This is a genomic window from Kitasatospora sp. NPDC051170 (genome assembly GCF_044455705.1).
In the GTDB taxonomy this organism is placed as follows: domain Bacteria; phylum Actinomycetota; class Actinomycetes; order Streptomycetales; family Streptomycetaceae; genus Kitasatospora.
Map to the genome: position 1 here is coordinate 374,991 of NZ_JBITFA010000003.1, position 19,082 is coordinate 394,072.

Genomic DNA, 19,082 nt, shown 5'->3' on the forward strand with positions numbered 1-19,082 from the left:
AGTCCGGCGGGCGGCCGGGCGGTGCCGCGATGAGGCTGGGTTTCGTCCTCTGTCCGCTCCCACCTCGAGGAGTTCACCGCCGTGGTCTCTCCGATCATCACCCCCGAAGGCACCCCGGTCCAGGGTCCGCTCGGGCAGCTCGCCAGGGCCGCCTGGCAGGTGCTGCTGGCCGCCGGAGTCGCCTCGCTCGCCCTGGGGGTCGTCGTCTTCGCCTGGCCCCGGCAGACCCTGCTGGTGGTGGGTGTGCTGTTCGGCCTCTACCTGCTGGTGACCGGGGTCGTGCAGCTGGTCGCGGCGTTCGGCACTCACGCGAGTACGGCGCTGCGGGTGATGGCCTTCATCAGTGGCGCGATCTGCGTGATGCTGGGCCTGCTCTGCTTCCGCAGCGCCGTGCAGTCGTTGCTGCTGCTCGCGCTGTGGATCGGCATCGGGTGGCTGTTCCGGGGGATCACCCAGCTCGCCGCCGCGGCCTCCGACCCGATGATGCCGGCACGCGGCTGGCAGGCCTTCGCGGGTGTGGCGAACACGCTGGCCGGTGTGCTGCTGATGGTCTGGCCGGTCGGTTCGATCGCCGCGCTGACCGTGCTCGCCGGGTGCTGGCTGCTGATCCTCGGGGTGGTGGAGATCGTGACGGCGCTCCAGGTGCGGGGCCGGGCCAAGCGGATTCCGTCCGGGGCCTGACGCCGCGCCGTACCCGCGCGTGCCCGGGCCCTGGCCCCCTGACGAGAGGGGGCCAGGGCCCCGGCACGTACCCGAGCCGGAAGGTGGCGGCCGCCAGCCGTTCCGGGGCGAGCCGGACGCCCGTGAGCCGCTCGGCGCGGGCGAACGCGGCCTCGGTGTGGAGGCCGAAGTCCTCGCCGGCGAGGTGGAAGGCGCAGGCGGTGAGCAGTTCGGGGAGGCCCGGGGCGTCGTAGCCGTTGGGCTCCACCGCGAGGGCCCAGCCGTCGAGTTCGGTGACGGCGACGTACGGCCGGTCCTTCACGTCGATCTCGCGCAGGCCCGTGACCTCACCGGCGGGCACGGCGCCGAAGCCGCGTTGCAGTTCCTCGGCGGTGAGGCCCTGGACGTGGGTGAGGCAGTCGGCCTCGGCCAGGCCGGGGTGGCCCCGCCGGAACCAGGTGAAGTCGGTGGCGTGGGCGGGTCGAGGGGCGGTCATACGGGCGATGCCGCCAGAGGTCGCCGACACCGCGCGCCGGTTCTCAGCCCAGGTTCTCAGCCCGGTTCTCAGCCCGGTTCTCAGTCCAGCCAGACGGCCTCATCCGTGCCCCAACGGCCGGGCGGGCGCGACCAGTTGGCGGGCGCGCCGTCGTAGGCGATCGGGGGGAGGGCGTGGCGCAGCCTTCCGTACGCGGAGTCGGTGACGGTGAGCCAGGGCTGCGGGTCGTACGGCTGCGCGTCCGAAGCCCCGGTGCTCGGGTGTTCGGGGGCGATGCCGTGCAGCAGCCAGGAGGCGGTGCCGGCGAAGGAGTGGCGCAGGTGGCGGCCGCCGGGGCGTCCGGCGGCGCGGTCGGCGAGGGCGCGCAGGATGCCGGCGGCGGCGAGGTAGCCGGTGCCGTGGTCGAGGGCCTGGGCGGGCAGGGCGCCGGGGCGGCCGTCGGGGCCGGCCTCGTGGGCGGCGATGCCGACACCGGCCTGGACGAGGCTGTCGAAGCCGCGTCGCCCGGCCCAGGGACCGTTCCAGCCCCAGGCGTCGATCTGGGTGAGGATCAGGTCGGGGCGGCGGGCGAACAGCGCCTCGGGGGCGAGGCCGTGGGCGTCGAGGGAGCCGGGGCGGTAGGCGTTGACGACCACGTCGGCGGTGGCGAGGAGGTCCTCGAAGACGGCGCGGTCGGCGGGCTCGGCGAGGTCGAGGCGGGCGGAGCGCTTGCCGAAGCCGGTGTCGGCGTGGGCGTCGTCGGACTCGGGCAGCCGGGGCGAGTCGATCCGCAGGACGTCGGCGCCGAGGAGGGCGAGGATGCGGGTGGCGACCGGTCCGGAGATGACCCGGGTGAGGTCGAGGACGCGGACCCCGGCGGCGGGGCGGTCGACGGGCGCGGCGCCGAGCGGCCGTACGGGCGCGGCGGCGAGGCCCGAGGCAGCGAGGCCCGGGGCGGCGACGGGTAGGTGGTCGACCAGGGGGTGCCGGGCGGGGCTCACCGGCGCGACGGCCACGGCGAGCGCCCCCGCCGCGTACGCGCGCTCCTGCACGTCCTCGGCGCGCAGCCCGGCGAGGGTTTCGGCGAGGAGTTCGGGCCCGGCGTCGGAGGGCAGGCCGAGGACGTCGAGCAGCCGGGCGCGGTGGTGCGGGTAGTTGGCGTGGGTGCGGACCCAGCCGTCGCGGGTGCGCCAGAAGCCGGAGAGCGGCGCGAAGCCGACCGGGCTGCGGCCGTCGATCGTCAGGTGGCGCTCGCTGGTGAAGGAGGCGGCGACGGCGCCCTCGTCCACCCGGACCGCCGGGACCCGCCCCGCGCCCCGGCGGGCGGCGAGTTCGGCGGCGGCCAGGGAGCAGGCGGCCACCGTGGCCCGGGCGAGGCGGCGCAGCGGCAGGCCGGAGCGCAGGCCGTCCTGCGGGCCGTGGAAGCTGACCAGCGGCAGCAGGTCGGCCGGGCCCCCGAGGGCGGTCCAGACGTCGGCGGTCGGGCCGTCGAAGGCCGCGGGGGGAGCGGGCTCGGGCTGGCCGGTGGACGACGGACCGGTCGCGGGTGCGGAGGGTTCGATCATGGACGGCATTGTGCGCCTCGGGTCCTGGCGGTCGCCGTGACGCCCGACACAGGCCTCGGCGGCGCCCGGGGTGACGGTCGATCGGGTGCGGGCCGACCGGGGCCCGCCGGTCGGACAGGTAGGGTGCGGACGCGGCCCTGTGGGGGCGCATCCACGGGGAGCGGGGGTACCCCGGGGCGGCCGGAGCGCGGCGGGGGCGCACGAACGTCACCCGCAACACCCCGGACCGTACGTACGACACCGTACGACGACGTGACGATGTGACGACATGACGGCACGGGGGCGGGCATGCGCAGTGCCGTGCCGCCCGTGCCGGGCGACACGAACAGGGGATGACGCCGATGCACCCGATCCGCCGCCTCGATCTGGGCTACTTCGTCCGGCCGGCCATCGAAGTGGGCGGGCCGGAGCCCCGGGTGGAGCCGGTGCTGGCGTACCTGGTGCGGCGCCCCGAGGGCCTGCTGCTGTTCGACACGGGCATCGGCGCGGGCGAGCCGGAGACCGAGGCGCACTACCGGCCCTCCCGCCGTCCGCTGCCGGAGGCGCTGGCGGCCGCCGGGGTGGCGGTCTCCGACATCGACCTGGTCGTCAACTGCCACCTGCACTTCGACCACTGCGGCGCCAACCCGCTGCTGGCCGGGACCCCGGTGGTGGTGCAGAGCACGGAGCTGGCCGTCGCCCGGCGCGGCGGGTACACCATCGAGGCGCTGGTCGACTTCCCCGGCGCCGAGTACCGCGAGGTCGACGGCGAGACGGAGATCTGGCCGGGCGTGCGGGTGCTGCCCACCCCCGGGCACTCCCAGGGGCACCAGTCGCTGCTGGTCGAGCGCTCCGGCGGGCGCTCGGTGCTGCTGGCGGGTCAGGCGTACGACTTCGCGAGCGAGTACGGGCATGCGGTGATGGCCCGGCGGGCGGCGCTGGACGGGGTCGAGCCCCCGCTGCCCGGGTACCCGGCGTGGCTGGACCGGGTCTCGGAGGCGGCGCCACGCTGGGTGCTCTTCGCGCACGACCAGGCGGTGTGGGAGCCGGCGCACTGACGGCCGGGCAGCCCGGGGGCGGCATGGTCTCACGGGGCGGAACCGGCCGATACCGGAGGGTGCGCCACGCGGCGGGCGGGGCGGGTGCGACGATGAGTGCCATCGTGATGACCGACCGAGTACGCCTGCTGCGCGCCGTGGTCTTCGCCGCGCTGTGCGTGGCGCTGGCCGCCGCCGCGCACGTCGCCATGGGCGGGGCCGGGGTCACGGCGCCGGTGCTGGCCGGTGCGGCCGGGGCCGTCCTCCTGCCGACCTGGCTGCTGGCCGGGAAGCGGCGGGGGCTCGCGGTGATCAGCGCCTGGATGGTCGTGGCGCAGAGCGCCCTTCACCTGCTGTTCCAGCGTGCCGGGTCCTCCGGCGCGGGCGGGGGCGGGGGAACCGGCACCGACTGGGCCGCGCTGCTGCTGTGCAACCCCGACCGGCTGCCGGGCGGGCTCTCCCCCGTCGAGCTGGCGCGGATGGCCGGGCTCGACCCGGGCGTCGCGCCGCCGGCCTCGGTCGCCCCGCACGGCGCTGCGGGGATGCACCACGCGATGGCGGGCATGACGGGCATGGCGGATATGGCGGGGATGCCGGGCATGACCGGAATGTCGGGCATGCGGCATGGGATGCCGTCGGCGCACGGCCTGTCGGGCGGTGCGTCAGGCGGCGCGGCGCACGGGATGTCGGCGGGGATGCTCACCGCCCACGTGGTGGCGGCGCTGGCCTGTGCGCTGCTGCTGTGGCGCGGGGACGCCGCGCTGGTGCGGCTCTTCGAGCTGTTCGGCGCGCTCGGGGCCGTGGTCGCGGGGGCGCTGGTGCTTCCGCTGCTGGCGCTGTGCCTGCGCCCGTTCGGCCACCGGCCACCGGCCGCGCCCCGGCCCGCCGACCGGTCGGCGCGGCCGCCGCGTTCGGTGCTGCTGACGCACGCCGTGGTCCGGCGCGGGCCGCCGGCGCTCGCCCTCGCCTGCTGACGCGCCCGCCGCCGCTCCTTCGCCTTCGAGCCTTCACCCGTGGCGGGCAGGTCGCCCCGTCGCCCGGCCGCGCCGTTCTCGCGCCGCCGTGGTGACCGGGCCCGGGCTCCGCCGTCGGCCGTCCCTTCGCGGGCGGCGCGGTGGCGCGTGCCCCTGGACACCGACGGTGCCGCCGCATGGCGGCGCCGCAGCCAGCCCTCCCCTGGGGACCTTCACATGCCTGACCACCACGGCGCACCGGCTCCGGCCGGCGCCCTACTTCTCCCTGCCCTCTTCTGTCGGCTCGTCGGCCAGCCGGGCCAGCAGTCCGGCCGTCCACCGCTCGTCCGGACCGGCGGCCGTGTCCGCACCGGCGGCGGCCGTACGGACGCGCAGCCGCTCGGCCTCCTCCTGCCAGGCGCGGCAGCCGGGGCAGCGCGCGAGGTGCTTGTCCAGCCGGGGCTCCGGCAGACCGGTCGGCTCGCCGTCGAGGCGGGCGGACAGGGCGGTACGGAACTGCGCGCATCTCATCTGACCATCGTCCCGCACGGCGGCCGGGTCCGGACCGGCCGGGTGGGAGGCGACCGTGGATGACGACCAGCTCACCGCGCTCGCGCTGAGCGCCCGCGGCGGACGGGCGGCCGACGTCGAGGCGTTCGTCCGCGCCACCCAGCGGGACGTGTGGCGGTTCGTCGCCCATCTCACCGACGTCCAGTCCGCCGACGACCTCGCCCAGGAGACCTTCCTGCGCGCGCTGCGGGGCCTGCCCTCGTTCGCGGGCCGCTCCTCGGCGCGCACCTGGCTGCTGTCGATCGCGCGGCGCACGGTCATCGATCGCTACCGCATGGCCGCGGCCCGGCCGCGGCTCGCCGTGCTGCCGGACTGGCAGGAGGCGGCGGAGCGCCAGGGTGCGGGGGCCGCGCCGGCCGCCGGGTTCGAGGACGGGGTCGCGCTCGACGACCTGCTCGACCGGGTGCCAGCCCAGCGCCGGGAGGCGTTCGTGCTCACCCAGGTGCTCGGCCTCAGCTACGCGGAGGCCGCCGCCGTGGCCGGGTGCCCGGTCGGGACCGTCCGCTCCCGGGTGGCGCGGGCACGGGAGGAGCTGATCGCCCGGCTGCGCGCCGCCGAGCACGGGGAGTTCGCGGCGGCCTGCTGAGCCGGGCCGGGCCGGGCGGCCGGGCCGAGAGCGAGCGCCGGGCCGGGCCGGGCCGGGCGGCAGTGAACAGATGGCGGCAGACGGATGGCGGCGGACGGATTTCAGCGAACAGATGACAGTTGATGCCAGCCGTCATCTGTTCGCCGTCATCTGAAAGGCGTTCGCCGACATCCGTCCGCCGCCGGCCCCCGACAGAAATCCCTCACCTGTTCGGAACCCCGGCCGCCTCTCCCCCGACTGCTGTACCGGACCCCGCCGCCGAGGCGGCGCCCCGGTCCGAAGCGGCATCCGAACGGAGGGCTCCATGACGGCTCCGCAGCATCCGATACCCACCGATCTGATGGTCCGTCAGATCGCCCCCGAGCCGGACCGCTGGATCCTGGTCGTCGCCGCCGGCCTGCTCTCCTTCGTCGCGATGCTCGACATGAACGTGGTCAACCTCGCGCTCACCGACATCGCCACCGGCCTGCACGTCCCCGCCGGGATCGCCCAGTGGGCCGCGCTCGGCTACCAACTCCCCCTCGTCGCCCTGCTGCTGCCCGCCGGGCGGTGGCTCGACCGGGTGGGCACCAGGCCCGCGCTGCTGCTGGCCGTGACCGGATTCGCCGCGTGCAGCGCACTCGCCGCGCTCGCCCCGTGGGCCTGGTGGCTGATAGCCGCCCGGCTGACCCAAGGGGCCTTCGCCGCCGTGCTGTTCGTCCTGATGCCGGTGCTCGCCGCCACCTCCGTCCGGCCCGAGCTGCGCGGCCGAGCGATGAGCGTGCCCGCCACGCTCGGGCCGCTCGGCGCCGTCACCGGGCCCGTCGTCGGCGGGCTGCTGCTGGACCACTTCGGCTGGCGGGCGGTCTTCCTCGTCAAGCTGCCCGTCTGCCTGGCCGCCGCCCTGATCGTCCGCCGTCACGCCCCCAGGAAAGGACGGCTGCGCCCGCCGGGGCGGGACTCGCTCGGCGACGCGGCGCTGATCGGCGCCGCCGTCGCCGCCGTGCTGCTCGGCCTCACCCTCGCCCCGAGGGCGCCGCAGTGGCTGCTGCTCGCGCTGCCCGCCGCGCCGCTGGTCCTCCTGTGGCTGCGCCGCCCCGGCGGCCGGCCGCTCGCGCGGTTGCTGCGCACCGGCGGGACGGCCGCGACCGACGCCTCCGTGCTCTGCCTCGCCGCCGGATTCGCCGCCTGCCACTACCTCCTGGCCCAGCAGCTGCGCGGCCCCCGCGGCGAGAGCGCCACCGCCACCGCCCTGACCATGCTGGCCTTCCCCCTCGGCATGGTGCTGGCCGGACGGTTCGGCGGGCGGCTGGCCGACCGCTGGGGCGCCCGCCCGACGGCCCTCACCGGCGCCGCCGTCACCGCCCTCGGGCTGGCCCTGCTCGTGCCGCTGGACGCCGGCTGGGACGGCCCGCAGATCGCCTGGCGGCTCGCCCTGGCCGGCGCCGGGATGGGCCTCAACGGCGGCCCCACCCAGGCGCTGGCGATGTCCGCCGCACCGCCGGGGCGCCTGGCCACCGCCGGTTCCGCCGTCCAGCTGAGCCGCAGCCTCGGGTTCGCCCTCGGCCCCGCCCTGGCCACGGCGACGGCGGCCGCCGCCACCGCCCGAACGGGCCTGGCCCTCGCCGCCCTGCTGGCGGCCACGGCCGTCGCGCTGCTCGCCCGGCGCCCGCCCGTCACCACCTGAACCGCCCTCGCCCGTCCCGACCCCCGCGTACCGGAGGAGCACCAACCGTGCACGACCACCCCGCCCAGGCCCCGCGCTGCCCGTACACCGGCGACGGCGCCGACCCCGTGCCGCTGTACGGTCCGGAGTACAAGCGCGACCCGTACCCGCTCTACCGGCGGCTGCGCGAGGCCGGTCCCGTGCACCGGGTGGAGTTCCCCAGCGGTATCCACGCCTGGCTCGTCACCGGCCACCAGGCCGCCCACGCCGCCCTCAACGACCCGCGCCTGGGCAAGAACCACGCGCTGGGGAACGCGAACTGGCGCGCGCTGGCGTCGATCATGCCCGAGCCGCAGCACTCCGAACTGCAGGTCCACCTCCTGCACCAGGACCCGCCCGAGCACACCTCGATGCGCCGACTCGTGCTGGACGCCTTCGCCCCGCGCCGGGTGGAGTCCCTGCGCCCGCGCCTGCAACACCTCGCGGACGAGCTGGTGGACGCCCTGCCCGCCGACGGCGGCGCCGACCTGGTGGCCGGGTTCGCCGCGCACTATCCGTTCCGGGTGCTCGCCGAAGTCATCGGCCTGCCCGCCGAATCGGCCGCGCGCTTCGACCGCGACTGGGGCAAGGTCGTCCAGCCGGTCGGCCCGAACGACCCCGCCCGGCCCGCGTACGAGGCGCGGCTGCGGGGCTTGCAGACGTACATCGCCGACGTGGTCGCCCGCAAGCGCGCCGACCGCGCCGAGCCCGGCTGGACGGCGGCCGAGGATCTGCTCGACCGGCTCGTCGAGGCCCATGACGAGGGCGGGTTGAGCCGGGCCGAGCTCGAGTCGATGGTCTTCCAGCTGCTGGTCGCGGGCCAGGAGCCGGTCACCAACCAGATCACCACCATGCTGGTCACCCTGCTGCGCCACCCCGCCCAACTCGCGAGCCTGCGCGAGCGGTTGGCGGAGGATCCGGAGGCGCTCGCCCGGGCGGTGGAGGAACTGCTGCGCCACGACGCCGCGTTCGAGCTCACCACCTGGCGGTTCTTCGCCGAGGACTCCGACCTCTTCGGCACCACCGTCCCCGCCGGGGACTCGGTGATCGTCTCGCTCTGCGCCGCCAACCGCGACGGGGCCCGGTTCCCCGACGCCGACCGGCTGGACCTCGACCGCACCCCCAACGCCCATCTGGCCTTCGGCCACGGCATCCACTACTGCCCGGGCGCGGCCCTCGCCCGGGCCGAACTCCAGATCGCCGTCGCCACCCTGCTCACCCGCCTGCCGGGGCTGCGCCCCTCGGCCGAGCCCGGTGACGGGCTGGACGAGCTCAGCTGGATCCCCGCCGTCCTGGCGCGCGGCGTCGACCGGCTGCCCGTCGCCTACGACCTGCGCCGCTGAAACCCACCACCCCTCAAGGACCCACGCCATGCCCCTCGCGACCGCCCCGATCCGCCCCGACGCGATACCCGAGCACGCCGACCGCCCCGAGCACCCCGACCACCCCGACGAACCCGACGAGCCCGACCACCCCGACGAGCCGATGCGCCTCGCCGCCCGCGTGCTCGCCCTGCTGCTGCCCCACCGGCGCGCCAGCGACCCCGCCGCGCAGGCCCTCCCCGAGCACTTCCCGCGGCAACTCGCCCGGATCGCCGCCTTCGTCCGCGCCGGCGAGCCGATTCTCCTCACCCTGCCCGGCTTCCCCTGCAAGTCCCCGAACCCGGCCAAGGTCCTCGGCCATCTGCCCGACGAGGGCGAACGCCTGTCGCTGACCTTCCTGGACGGGCTCTGCGCCGCGATCGGCCGCCTCCACTCCCCCGGCGCCCGGCTGCTGATCTGCGCAGACGGCCACGTCTTCGGCGACCTGATCGGCGTCCCGGACGACCACATCGACGCCTACTCCGACGAGTTGGCCGCCATGATCCGCCGCGAGGGGCTCGGCCACCTCGCCACCTTCGACCTGCGCGAGGTCCTCGGCGACCTCCCCCACGAGGACAAGCGCGCCCGGGTGCACGCCCGTTACGCCCCGAGCCTGGAGCGGCTGCGCGAGCAGGTGGTGGGCGACGAGGAGACCAGGCGGCTCTACCTCGGCATCACCCGCTTCCTCGTCGAGGACACCGCCGGCTTCACCGGCACCCGCTCCGCCCTCCAGCGCGACTGCCGCCGTCGCGCCTACGGCGTGATCCAACGCAGCCGCGCCTGGGGTGAGTTGATCGCCGAGCAGCACCCGGAGGCCGTACGGCTGTCGATCCACCCGCAGCCGGTGGGCGCCCCGAAGTTCGGCATCCGCCTGCTCGCGGCGGCCGACGCCTGGACCACCCCGTGGCACGCGTCCGCCCTCCATCACCCGGACGGCAGGTGGGAGTTGCTGCGCAGCGAGACGGCGGCCCGGCTCGGCCGACCGGTGGTGCGCGGGGGCCGCCCGAGCCACTTCGAGGCCCACTGACCGCGGGACGGCCGCACCGGAAAGGGGCGTCGGGTGAACGGGATCCCGTTCACCCGACGCCCCACCAGGAGCGGAAGCACCGCGTCAGGGCCCGCCGCCGCCCTGCCGGACGAGGGCGGTGGCCGGGGTGCGGTGGTCGAAGGCGATCAACGGGTCACCCGTGAGCGGGTGTTCGACCACGGCCGCCCGGACGCCGAAGACCTCGGCGAGCAGCTCGGCCGTCAGCACCTCGCGCGGCGCCCCGGAGGCGACCAGCGCCCCCTCGTGCAGCACGTGGAGGCGGTCGCAGACGGAGGCGGCCGCGTTGAGGTCGTGCAGGGCGACCAGGGTGGTGCGGCGCTGCTGCCGCAGCAGGGCGAGGAGTTCGACCTGGTGACGGACGTCGAGGTGGTTGGTCGGCTCGTCCAGGACGAGCACGTCCGGCTGCTGGGCGAGGGCCCGGGCCAGCAGGGCCCGTTGCCGTTCGCCGCCGGAGAGCCGGGCGAAGCGGCGGTCGGCGGCCGCCGTCAGGCCGACGCGTTCGAGTGCCTCGGCGGTAACGGCGCGGTCCTCGGCGTCGTCGGCGGCGAAGGCGCCCTTGTAGGGGGTGCGTCCCATCGCGACGACCTCGCGCACGCTCAACTCGAAGTCCCCGCCGCGTTCCTGGGGCAGCGCGGCGATGTGCCGGGCGGACTGCGCGGGGCGCAGCCCGGCGAGGTCGCGCCCGTCGAGCAGGACGCGTCCGGCGCTGGGCCGCAGGTGCCGGTAGACGGTGCGCAGCAGGCTGGACTTGCCGCTGCCGTTGGGTCCGACGAGGCCGGCGATCTCGCCCTCCTCGGCGACGAGGTGCACTCCGGCCACGACCCGGCGCCCGGCCAGGGTGACGCTCAGGTTCTCGACGGCGATCCTCACGTGCGCTCCAGTCGTCGGTCGAGCAGGTAGAGCAGGGTGGGGGCGCCGAGGACGGCGGTGACGACGCCGATGGGCAGTTCCTGGCCGTCGAGGACGGTGCGGGCGGCCGTGTCGACGACGACGAGCAGCAGGGCGCCGGTGAGCGCGGACAGGGGCAGCAGGCGCCGGTGGTCGCCGCCGACGAGCAGCCGGCACACGTGCGGCACCATCAGGCCGACGAAGCCGATCGCCCCGGAGACGGCGACGAGCACGCCGGTGAGGACGCTGGTGACGACGAAGACCTCGCGGCGCAGCCGGGTGACGTCCACGCCGAGGCCGGCGGCGGTCTCGTCGCCCATGAGGGCGGCGTTGAGGCCCCGGGCGCGGGCCTGGAGGAGGCCGAGTCCGAGGGCCACCGCGACGGCGGGTACGGCGAGTTGGGCCCAGACGGCGCCGCCGAGGCTGCCCATGAGCCAGAACAGGACGCCCCTGGTCTGCTGTTCGTCGCGGGTCTGGAGGACGAGGTAGCTGGTGAGGCCGCCGAGGAACTGGGCGATGCCGATGCCGGCGAGGACCAGGCGCAGCGGGCTGAAGCCGCCGCCGCGCCGGGCGACCAGCCAGACGAGGGTGAACGCGCCGAGGGCGCCGGCGAAGGCGGCGAGGGAGACGGTGAGGCCGAGGGCGCTGCCGAAGGAGAGCTCCAGGCCGAGGGTGGTGCCGAGGACGATCGCGGCGACGGCGCCGAGGGAGGCGCCGGAGGAGACGCCGAGGAGGTAGGGGTCGGCGAGCGGGTTGCGGACGAGCGCCTGGACGGCGGTGCCGACGAGGCCGAGTCCGGCGCCGACGAGGGCGGCCAACAGGGCGCGGGGGACGCGCAGTTGCCAGACGATGAGGTCGCGGGTGCCGGGTTCGGGGGCCTGTCCGGTGAGGCGGCGGGCGATGACCGACCACACCTCGGCGGGCGGGATGTCGACGGCGCCGAGGCAGACGGCGGCGGTGAGGGCGAGCAGCAGGGCTGCGGCGAGCGCGAGGGCCAGCGGCCCGGCCCGCAGGGTGCGGGCCGGGCGGGCGGTGTCCCGCGCCGGCGGGACTGAGGACGGATCGGAGGACGGATCGGAGGATGGGTCGGCGGACGGGTCGAGGGACGGGTCGAGGGACGGGTCGGAGGTCGAAGTCACCTGCTACTGACCGCTCTTGACGAGGTCGTGGTGCACGGCGGCGGCGATCTGCCGGACGGCGTCGGCGTTGCGCACGCCCGCGATGGTGGTGGCCTCGGAGCCGAGCCGGATGAAGTGGCCCTGCTGGACGGCCTTCAGGCCCTGGGTGGCGGGGAAGCCGCGCAGGAACGCCTCGGCCTCGTCGTACGCCTTACGGGTGGCCTCCTCGCCGCCCCGGTCGCGGACGGCGAGCTGTATCCACTCCGGGTTCTTGGCGACGACGTCCTCCCAGCTGCCGGGCTTGAAGTCGGCGTCGCAGTCGGCGAACACGTTGCGCGCGCCGGCCAGGGTGATGACGGCGTTGGCGACCTGGCGCCCGCAGACCGCGACGGGCTGCTTGGTGCCGCCGTCGAAGTCGAAGAGGAAGTAGGTGGGCCGCTGCTCGGCGGGCACGCCGGCGAGCGCGCTGCGGACCTCGCCGGTGCGCCGTTCCATGCCGGTGACGAGTTCCTCGGCGCGGGCGGAGGTGCCGGTGACGGCGCCGAGGCGGCGGATGTCCTCCTCGACGCCGGAGAGGTCGGTCCGGGGCCCCTTGGCGGCCTTCGGGGTGCCGGCGCAGGCGGTGGAGAGCAGGTAGACGTGCTGGATGCCGGCCGCCGCGTACTCCTCCTCGCTGGGCCCGGCGGCGCCGCCCATCATCGGCATGGCGCCGAAGGTGTCGACGTAGAGGTCGGCGCCGGAGCCGAGCAGCTTCTCCTTGGGGATGGCCTTGTCGCCCAACACCGGCACCTTGGCGCCCTGTTCGGCGACCTCGGAGGGCAGGGTGCCCTTGCCGGGCGGGAAGCCGGTGCCGATCACCCGGTCGCCGGCGCCGAGGCGCAGCAGCATCTCGAGGCTGGAGGCGTTGCTGGTGACGATCCTCGTCGGCGCCTTGGCGACGGTGGTCTCCTTGCCCACGCAGTCGGCGACCTTGACGGGGAAGCCGGCGGCGACGGCGGTGAGGCTCGCGCCCGACCCGGCGCCGCCGCTCGTGCCACCGCCGCTCGTGCCGCCGCCGCTTCCGCAGGCGGTGGCGAGCAGGGCGACGGCGGCCGCCAGGCCGGAGGCGACCGCCTGACGGGCGCTCGGGCGGGCGAGTGGACGGCGAACGCGGGGGCGCATGGCGGCTCTCCTGGTCGGTGTCGGTACGGGGCCCGTGCTGCGGACCCGGACCAGGTAGTCGGGCGCGGTGGCGGGCGGGTTCCCGGGGACCTTCGGGAATCCCCGGGCCCCGGTGGGCGGTGCGCGTAGGGTGGCCGGATGCCCGACCTCACCGTGCCGCGCGACGACCTCGACCTGCCCGTCCCGCTCGGGCCGCGCCCGCCGCGCCGGGTGGTCTCGCTGGTCCCCTCCCTCACCGAGGCGCTCGCCGCCACCGCCCCCGGCCTGCTGGTCGGCGCCACGAACTGGTGCAGTCACCCCGCCGACCTGGCCGTCACCCGGATCGGCGGCACGAAGAACCCGGACGTGCCCGCGATCCTCGCCCTCGAACCCGACCTCGTCCTCGCCAACGACGAGGAGAACCGCCGCCCGGACCTGGAGGCGCTGCGCACGGCCGGGGTTCCGGTCTGGGTCACCGACGTGCGCACCCTGGACGGCGCGTTCCGCTCGCTGGACCGGATGCTGACCCTCGCCTGCGCCCTGCCGCGCCCGTCCTGGCTCGACGAGGCCGAGGCGTCGTGGCGGGCGGTCGCCCCCCTGCCACGAGCCCTGCGGACCGTCGTGCCGATCTGGCGCCGCCCGTGGATGGTGATCGGCCGCGACACCTTCGCCGGGGACCTGCTGCGCCGTCTGGGCCTGCACCTGGTCCACGCAGGCCACGCCGAGCGCTACCCGACCATCCCGCTGCCGCAACTGAAGCTGGACGGGCCGGAGTTGGTGGTGCTGCCGGACGAGCCGTACCGCTTCACCGCCGAGGACGGGCCGGAGGCCTTCCCCGGGACGCCGGTGGCTCTGGTCAGCGGACGGCACCTGACCTGGTACGGGCCGTCCCTGGTGTCCGCTCCGGAGGTGCTGGCCCAGGCGATCGCGGCGCCGATCGTGGGGGCGACCGTGGGGCCGATCGTGGGGGCGACCGGCCACCCGTCCGCACAGGGTGGTTCGGGCACATCGTAGGATGACCGCCATTCACCGGGCACGCCGGTGAACGAGTGGGGGGACGAGCAGTTGAACGTGAACACGAGCACCACCGCCAGACGCGCCCTCGTCCTGGTGTCGGCCGTGGCCGTGTCGACGGCCGTCCTGACCGGCTGCGGCAGCAAGGGCGCGGACACGTACCAGGACGCCGCGTCGAGCGCCACCACCGCCGCCGGGACGGCCTCGCCGACCGTCAGCCCGAGCGCGACGGCGAGTGCCACCGCCTCGGCCACGCCGAGCGCCACACCCACCCCGAGCGCGAGCACCGGCACCGCCGCGAAGGCCACCGCGAGCGCCCAGCCCGGCAACGCCAAGCCCGGCGCCCCGGCCACCCAGCCGCCCGTCGCCAAGCCCGCCATCGCGGCGCCCGTCCCCGTCGCCAAGCCCGGCCCGGTCGCACCCCCGCCGCCGCCCGCACCGGCCACCCCGCACGTGCCGCCGCTGCAGAGCAGCTGCAAGCCCAGCCACCCGCAGCCCGACGAGCCGAAGGAGGCCGTGGGGGCGGCACTCACCTCGGCCGCCGGACAGTCCCGTACGCTCAACCTCAGCAACGGCGGCACCGACAAGCTCCCGGCGCTGCCCGCCAACCTCGTCAAGGCCATCGCCTGGCAGGAGAGCGGCTGGCAGTCCGGCATCCTCGCCTGCGACGGCGGGATCGGCACGATGCAGATCATGCCGAACACCGTCGACTGGATGAACACCAAGTTCGCGACGAAGTCCGACCCGAAGACCCTCTCCGGGAACGTCCAGCTCGGCAGCCAGCTGCTGGACTGGCTGGTCGCCTACTACGGCGACTCCTCCTTCGGCGGCACGTACGACCTCTCCGCCGACGCGTCCGGCAAGACGCCGCTGCTCGACCTCGTCATCTCCGCGTACAACGCGGGCGCGGGCAACGTGCACTACAACACGGTGACCGACCCGACCTCGGGCCAGGTCGTCGGCAGCCTGGTCATCCCGAACCCGTCGTACGTGGCCAACGTGAAGGCGCTGATGTCCAGCCAGCCGTGGAACAAGGCCGGCTGAGGCGGCTGCCCGCGGATGCGACGGGGCCCGGGACGCGATGCTCGCGTCCCGGGCCCCTCGGCGTCTCCGCCGCCGCCTGACTGCCGTCAGCCGCGCGCGGCGGTGACGGCGGCGCCCAGCGCCTCCTTGATGCGCGGGCCCAGCCGGGCGAAGCCCAGCTCCTTCATGGCGGCGCGCAGCAGCTCCTCGTCGGTGCGCCCGACGCCGTCGCCGTCGATCCAGCGGACGATGGCGAGCAGTTCCTCGGCGGAGTAGGCGGTCACGGGGCGACCGGGGGTGAAGTCCGGCTTCGCGGACGGGGCCTCGGCGTCCTCGGCGGGCGTCGCCTCGGCGGCGGGGGCCTCCTCGACGGGAACCTCGACCTCGGCGGCCACCGACTCGGCCTCGACGGTCGGCTCCTCGGCCTCGACAACAGCCTCGGGCTCCTCGGCCACCGGCTCGACGACAACCTCGACCTCGGCCACCGGCTCGACCTTGACTACGGCCTCGGTCTCGGTCTCGGTCTCGACGACCGGCTCCGGCGCAGCGGTCGACTCCTCGGCCTCGGGCTCCTCGACAACAGCCTCGACCTCGGACACCGGCTCGGCCTCAACAACCGCCTCCGGCGCAGCCGTCGACTCCTCGACGGCCTCCAGCTCCACCTCGGCCTCGACAGTCTCCGGCTCGGTCTCGACGACGGCAGGTGCCTGCGGCTCCTCCGCCACGACCTCGGCAAGGGCCTCGGCCTCAGCCTCGACGGCCTCCGGCTCGGTTTCGACCTCGACCTCGACCTCAGCCTCGGTCTCAACCGGAGCGGTGGGCTCCTCGTCCACCACGACGGTCTCCGCCGGGGCGGCTGCCACCAGGTCGTCGGCCGCCGGGGACGGCGCCGGGAGGGAGACCGAAGCGGCCGGGGTCTCCTCGACCTCGACGGTGTCGACGGTGTCGACGGCCTCAGCCTCAGTGTCCGCAGCCTCGGGCTCTGCCGGAGTCTCCTCCGTCAGCTCGACGTCGGTGTGGGCGGCAACCTCGGCCTCAACCTCGACCTCGACCTCGGCCTCAACCTCGACCTCGGCCGCCGGCTCAGCCTCAACCTCAACCTCGGCCAGCCCGTCCCGCTGCCCGCCCGCGAGCGCCTGCCGCGCCGCGTACGCGGCTTCGGCGGCGCGGCGGTCGGCGCGGGCGGCGGTGAGTTCGGTGAGGAGGTCGCCGAGGCCCGCCTCCTCCAGGGTGGCGCGCAGGCCGCGGATGGTGGGCAGGCGGTAGAGGGTGCCCTCGTCGGCGGCGAGGCGCTCGACGAGCTCGATGAGCTCGGCGAAGGCGATCCCGTCGAGGTCGTGGCCGGGCAGGAGGCGGGCGAGTTCGGCGATGCCCGTGCCGAGGGCCTCGAAGGCCTGGGCGGTGGTGTCGACCAGGGCGCCGTCGGCGGGCACCGCGGGGAGGGTGCCCGCGGGGGCGAGGAGGGACCAGGCGCGGCGCTCGACGAGGGCGGAGGCGAGGGCCTCGTGCAGGTCCTCGCGGCGGATGCGGCGGTCGTGGGCGAGTGCGGCGGCCTGCTTGCGCAGCGAACGGCCGCGCAGCCAGGAGAGCTTGACGTCCCGCTCCTTGCGCCAGGCGCTGTCGGCGGTGGCGGCGACCAGGGGGCCCAGGTCGGTGTCGTACGCGGCGGGGGTGAGGGTGGCGGAGGTGACGCGCACCCGCTGGAGGGTCTCGACGAGGGCCGCGGTGGTGGCGACGGTGGCCGGCTCGTCGATCTTGACCTCGGCGACGAGGGCGGTGACGGTCTCCCAGAGCTGCTGGAGGTCGCGGCCGCGCAGTTCGGCGAGGACGGTGGAGGCGGCGCGAGCGTCCTCGGGGGTGGCGACGGTGTCGACGGCCGCGTACCAGGCGTGGGTGTCGGCGCTGAGCGTGAAGGCTCCGAGTTCGGCGTAGCGGCCGAGGTCCTCGCGGAGGTCGGGCTCGGCGGCGTCCTGGGGGTCCTTGACGTCTGCGGCGGCGTCGGCGGCGGCGACGTCCGCCGGGGAGGCTGCGTCGGCGTTGCGCGAGTGAAGCACTGTCATGTGAGGTCCGGTTCTGGGCGACGACGGCGGGGCTGGCGGCGAGGGGGCGGCGGACCGGTTGCGCGGGCTGCCCCTGGGCGGGGCCGGGGGGTGCGCGGTCGGGCCGCCGGGTGTGGACGCCCAGAATACGGGTGCCCGTTCGAGCCTTGCACGCACCCACCCGCCATGGGGGCCGGTGTGGCGTGCCGTACCGCCCGCCTGGCCGCTACCCGGGAGGTCCGTCCGGGTGGTGGGGCGCTGGTCCGTGCGGGTGGCCGGCGGGTCCGTCCGGGTGGTGCCGCAGTCCGTCGAGCGGCACTCTGCGTACAGGCCGTACGGGCCGCACGGGCCTGCCGAGGGGTGGGCGGTACCCGGCGCGGCCGAGGGCGTGCAGGTCGACGGGCGCGAGGTACTCGTGCAGCGCCGTGCGGTGCCACCAGGCGCCGGTTTCGCGCAGTTCGCGCCATGTGGTGAACCGGTAGAGGTGGAGGGTCGCCCGGACGTGGGTCGGCGGGGCGTCGGGGAAGGGGTTGTGGCGCAGCAGCCGCAGGGTGTCCCGGTCGCCGGCGAGCAGGCGGGCGACGAAGGGCAGGAACCAGGGGCGGGCGTAGGCGGGCGAGATGCCGGCGAACCACATGAGCCAGTCCAGCCGCAGGTGGTAGGGGGCGTACTGGCGGGGCAGGCGGCGCACGTCGCCGGGTTTGCCCTTGAACTCGTAGGCGCGCCAGACGGTGTGCGGGGTGAGGACGGCCTCGTCGGTGCCCTCGACGAGGATCTCCTGGCGCAGGCGGTTGACGCTGCCGAAGGCGCCGTAGGTGTTGACGAGGTGGAACCGGTTGAAGGAGCGGTTCATGACCTGGCGGCGGGAGAGGAGGTTGCGGGCGGGCTGGTAACTGAGGACGGCGACGGCGGCCGTGAGGGCGAGCACCAGCACCTCGTACCAGGGCGGGGCGGGCGGATAGCTGCGGGGGTGCACGGGCAGGCCGAGGCGGGCGGGGTCGACGGCGGCGAGGGCGAGGACGACGGTCAGCCAGTTGAGCCAGGCGAAGTTGCCGGAGGCGATGAGCCACAGCTGGGTGGCGACGATCGCGCAGGCGGCCCAGCTCGCGACCGGCTGGGGCAGGAACAGGCCGATCGGGACGAGGAGTTGCACGACGTGGTTGGCGGCGGCCTCGACGCGGTGCAGCGGGGCGGGCAGATGGTGGAAGAACCAGCTCAGCGGGCCGGGCATGGGCTGGGTCTCGTGGTGGTAGCGCAGGCAGGTCAGGTCGCGCCAGCAGCGGTCGCCGCGCAGTTTGATCAGTCCGGCGCCGAACTCGACGCGGAAGACCAGCCAGCGCATCAGCCACAGCACGAGGGCGGGCGGGGCGGTGCCGGCGTTGCCGAGGAAGGCGGCGAGGAAGCCGGCCTCGAGCAGCAGGGACTCCCAGCCGAAGGAGTACCAGGTCTGTCCGACGTTGACGACGGAGAGGTAGAGCGCCCACAGCACGGCCCACAGGGCGATGGAGGCCCCGAGGGGGACGGCGTCGCCGAGTCCGGCGGCGACGGCGGCGGAGAGCGCGGCGCCTCCCCAGGAGACGGCGGCGAAGAAGCGGTCGCTGTAGTGGGCGTGGAAGAGGCTCGGCGACTGCCGGAAGGGGACGCGGGCGGTGAAGCGCGGCACGGGGAGCATGCCGTCCGCGCCGATGAGGGCGCGGAACTGGGTGGCGGCGGCGAGGAATCCGATCAGGTAGAGGGCGGCGAGCAGGCGTTGGACGAGCAGGCGGCTCAGCCAGTAGTCGGGGGAGGCGAACCACGCGAACCAGTCGGACCAGTCCATGCGGCCCATGCCTACCACCGGCGGGCGGTGCGGGGGGCGCGGCCGGGGCGGGGCGGGTCCGGTGGGGCGGGTGGTTCACCCGCCCGGGTGCCGCCGGGGGTCCGGGCCCTCCGCGCGCCTCAG

General features: G+C 75.7%; 16 protein-coding genes and 1 pseudogene. 9 read left to right on the forward strand and 8 right to left on the reverse strand.

All coding sequences use genetic code 11. The features are described from left to right. The first annotated feature begins 81 nt into the window (after nucleotides 1-81). Entirely contained in the window at nucleotides 82-681 is a 600-nt protein-coding gene (locus tag ACIBCA_RS08745; protein WP_396282125.1) for an HdeD family acid-resistance protein, read from the forward strand. 73 nt (nucleotides 682-754) lie between these two features. Here the strand turns inward: ACIBCA_RS08745 and ACIBCA_RS08750 are convergent. Continuing rightward, nucleotides 755-1,156: pseudogene (locus ACIBCA_RS08750) on the reverse strand (DUF6461 domain-containing protein); the annotation flags it as partial. 80 nt (nucleotides 1,157-1,236) lie between these two features. After that, complete coding sequence (locus tag ACIBCA_RS08755) at nucleotides 1,237-2,700, reverse strand: CoA transferase (RefSeq protein WP_396282126.1); 1,464 nt, start codon at nucleotides 2,698-2,700, stop codon at nucleotides 1,237-1,239. Nucleotides 2,701-3,032: 332 nt separating this feature from the next. Between ACIBCA_RS08755 and ACIBCA_RS08760 the strand changes: the two genes are divergently transcribed. After that, nucleotides 3,033-3,737: an N-acyl homoserine lactonase family protein gene (locus ACIBCA_RS08760; RefSeq protein ID WP_396282127.1), complete on the forward strand. Its 705-nt coding sequence runs from the start codon at nucleotides 3,033-3,035 to the stop codon at nucleotides 3,735-3,737. 107 nt (nucleotides 3,738-3,844) lie between these two features. After that, nucleotides 3,845-4,690, forward strand: a complete 846-nt coding sequence (locus ACIBCA_RS08765) for a hypothetical protein (RefSeq protein WP_396282128.1) — start codon at nucleotides 3,845-3,847, stop codon at nucleotides 4,688-4,690. 255 nt (nucleotides 4,691-4,945) lie between these two features. Here the strand turns inward: ACIBCA_RS08765 and ACIBCA_RS08770 are convergent, their stop codons facing one another. Further along, the gene (locus ACIBCA_RS08770) at nucleotides 4,946-5,200 is read right to left on the reverse strand and encodes a zf-HC2 domain-containing protein (RefSeq protein ID WP_396282129.1); all 255 of its coding nucleotides are present in this window, start codon (nucleotides 5,198-5,200) and stop codon (nucleotides 4,946-4,948) included. A gap of 55 nt (nucleotides 5,201-5,255) precedes the next feature. On the opposite strand from ACIBCA_RS08770, the gene ACIBCA_RS08775 reads away from it, so the two are divergent. From ACIBCA_RS08775 to ACIBCA_RS08790, 4 genes are all read left to right on the forward strand, one after another. Next, the gene (locus ACIBCA_RS08775) at nucleotides 5,256-5,825 is read left to right on the forward strand and encodes a sigma-70 family RNA polymerase sigma factor (protein ID WP_396282130.1); all 570 of its coding nucleotides are present in this window, start codon (nucleotides 5,256-5,258) and stop codon (nucleotides 5,823-5,825) included. 304 nt (nucleotides 5,826-6,129) lie between these two features. Next, nucleotides 6,130-7,491 (forward strand): MFS transporter, encoded by a 1,362-nt coding sequence (locus ACIBCA_RS08780; protein ID WP_396282131.1) that lies wholly within the window; start codon nucleotides 6,130-6,132, stop codon nucleotides 7,489-7,491. A 47-nt stretch (nucleotides 7,492-7,538) separates the two neighbouring features. Beyond that, a complete protein-coding gene (locus ACIBCA_RS08785; protein WP_396282132.1) occupies nucleotides 7,539-8,852 on the forward strand; it encodes a cytochrome P450 in 1,314 nt (437 codons plus the stop codon). A gap of 142 nt (nucleotides 8,853-8,994) precedes the next feature. Further along, nucleotides 8,995-9,897 (forward strand): L-tyrosine/L-tryptophan isonitrile synthase family protein, encoded by a 903-nt coding sequence (locus tag ACIBCA_RS08790; RefSeq protein ID WP_396282401.1) that lies wholly within the window; start codon nucleotides 8,995-8,997, stop codon nucleotides 9,895-9,897. 84 nt (nucleotides 9,898-9,981) lie between these two features. On the opposite strand, the gene ACIBCA_RS08795 is transcribed toward ACIBCA_RS08790, so the two are convergent. From ACIBCA_RS08795 to ACIBCA_RS08805, 3 genes are all read right to left on the reverse strand, one after another. Continuing rightward, nucleotides 9,982-10,788, reverse strand: coding sequence for an ABC transporter ATP-binding protein (locus tag ACIBCA_RS08795; RefSeq protein ID WP_396282133.1), 807 nt, complete (start codon nucleotides 10,786-10,788; stop codon nucleotides 9,982-9,984). After that, nucleotides 10,785-11,819 (reverse strand): FecCD family ABC transporter permease, encoded by a 1,035-nt coding sequence (locus ACIBCA_RS08800; protein WP_396282402.1) that lies wholly within the window; start codon nucleotides 11,817-11,819, stop codon nucleotides 10,785-10,787. The genes ACIBCA_RS08795 and ACIBCA_RS08800 overlap by 4 nt, the downstream gene beginning before the upstream one ends. A 129-nt stretch (nucleotides 11,820-11,948) precedes the next feature. Further along, the gene (locus ACIBCA_RS08805) at nucleotides 11,949-13,085 is read right to left on the reverse strand and encodes an ABC transporter substrate-binding protein (protein ID WP_396282134.1); all 1,137 of its coding nucleotides are present in this window, start codon (nucleotides 13,083-13,085) and stop codon (nucleotides 11,949-11,951) included. 138 nt (nucleotides 13,086-13,223) lie between these two features. Here ACIBCA_RS08805 and ACIBCA_RS08810 point away from each other — a divergent pair, with 138 nt between their 5' ends. After that, complete coding sequence (locus ACIBCA_RS08810) at nucleotides 13,224-14,078, forward strand: helical backbone metal receptor (protein WP_396282135.1); 855 nt, start codon at nucleotides 13,224-13,226, stop codon at nucleotides 14,076-14,078. A 57-nt stretch (nucleotides 14,079-14,135) separates the two neighbouring features. Beyond that, on the forward strand, nucleotides 14,136-15,122 hold the full coding sequence (locus ACIBCA_RS08815; RefSeq protein ID WP_396282136.1) for a transglycosylase SLT domain-containing protein: 987 nt from the start codon (nucleotides 14,136-14,138) through the stop codon (nucleotides 15,120-15,122). Nucleotides 15,123-15,208: 86 nt separating this feature from the next. Here the strand turns inward: ACIBCA_RS08815 and ACIBCA_RS08820 are convergent, their stop codons facing one another. Together ACIBCA_RS08820 and ACIBCA_RS08825 are read right to left on the reverse strand one after the other, a co-directional pair. Continuing rightward, a complete protein-coding gene (locus ACIBCA_RS08820; RefSeq protein WP_396282137.1) occupies nucleotides 15,209-17,161 on the reverse strand; it encodes a hypothetical protein in 1,953 nt (650 codons plus the stop codon). 205 nt (nucleotides 17,162-17,366) lie between these two features. Beyond that, entirely contained in the window at nucleotides 17,367-18,959 is a 1,593-nt protein-coding gene (locus tag ACIBCA_RS08825) for a lipase maturation factor family protein (protein WP_396282138.1), read from the reverse strand. Nucleotides 18,960-19,082: the final 123 nt, after the last annotated feature.

Bases quoted from the DNA above. Each gene is read 5' to 3' on its own strand.
- ACIBCA_RS08825 (WP_396282138.1), bottom strand. From the start codon at position 18,959: ATGGACTGGTCCGACTGGTTCGCGTGGTTCGCCTCCCCCGACTACTGG.
- ACIBCA_RS08765 (WP_396282128.1), top strand. From the start codon at position 3,845: ATGACCGACCGAGTACGCCTGCTGCGCGCCGTGGTCTTCGCCGCGCTG.
- ACIBCA_RS08810 (WP_396282135.1), top strand. From the start codon at position 13,224: ATGCCCGACCTCACCGTGCCGCGCGACGACCTCGACCTGCCCGTCCCG.
- ACIBCA_RS08805 (WP_396282134.1), bottom strand. From the start codon at position 13,085: ATGCGCCCCCGCGTTCGCCGTCCACTCGCCCGCCCGAGCGCCCGTCAG.
- ACIBCA_RS08780 (WP_396282131.1), top strand. From the start codon at position 6,130: ATGACGGCTCCGCAGCATCCGATACCCACCGATCTGATGGTCCGTCAG.
- ACIBCA_RS08790 (WP_396282401.1), top strand. From the start codon at position 8,995: ATGCGCCTCGCCGCCCGCGTGCTCGCCCTGCTGCTGCCCCACCGGCGC.
- ACIBCA_RS08820 (WP_396282137.1), bottom strand. From the start codon at position 17,161: ATGACAGTGCTTCACTCGCGCAACGCCGACGCAGCCTCCCCGGCGGAC.
- ACIBCA_RS08755 (WP_396282126.1), bottom strand. From the start codon at position 2,700: ATGATCGAACCCTCCGCACCCGCGACCGGTCCGTCGTCCACCGGCCAG.
- ACIBCA_RS08760 (WP_396282127.1), top strand. From the start codon at position 3,033: ATGACGCCGATGCACCCGATCCGCCGCCTCGATCTGGGCTACTTCGTC.
- ACIBCA_RS08770 (WP_396282129.1), bottom strand. From the start codon at position 5,200: ATGAGATGCGCGCAGTTCCGTACCGCCCTGTCCGCCCGCCTCGACGGC.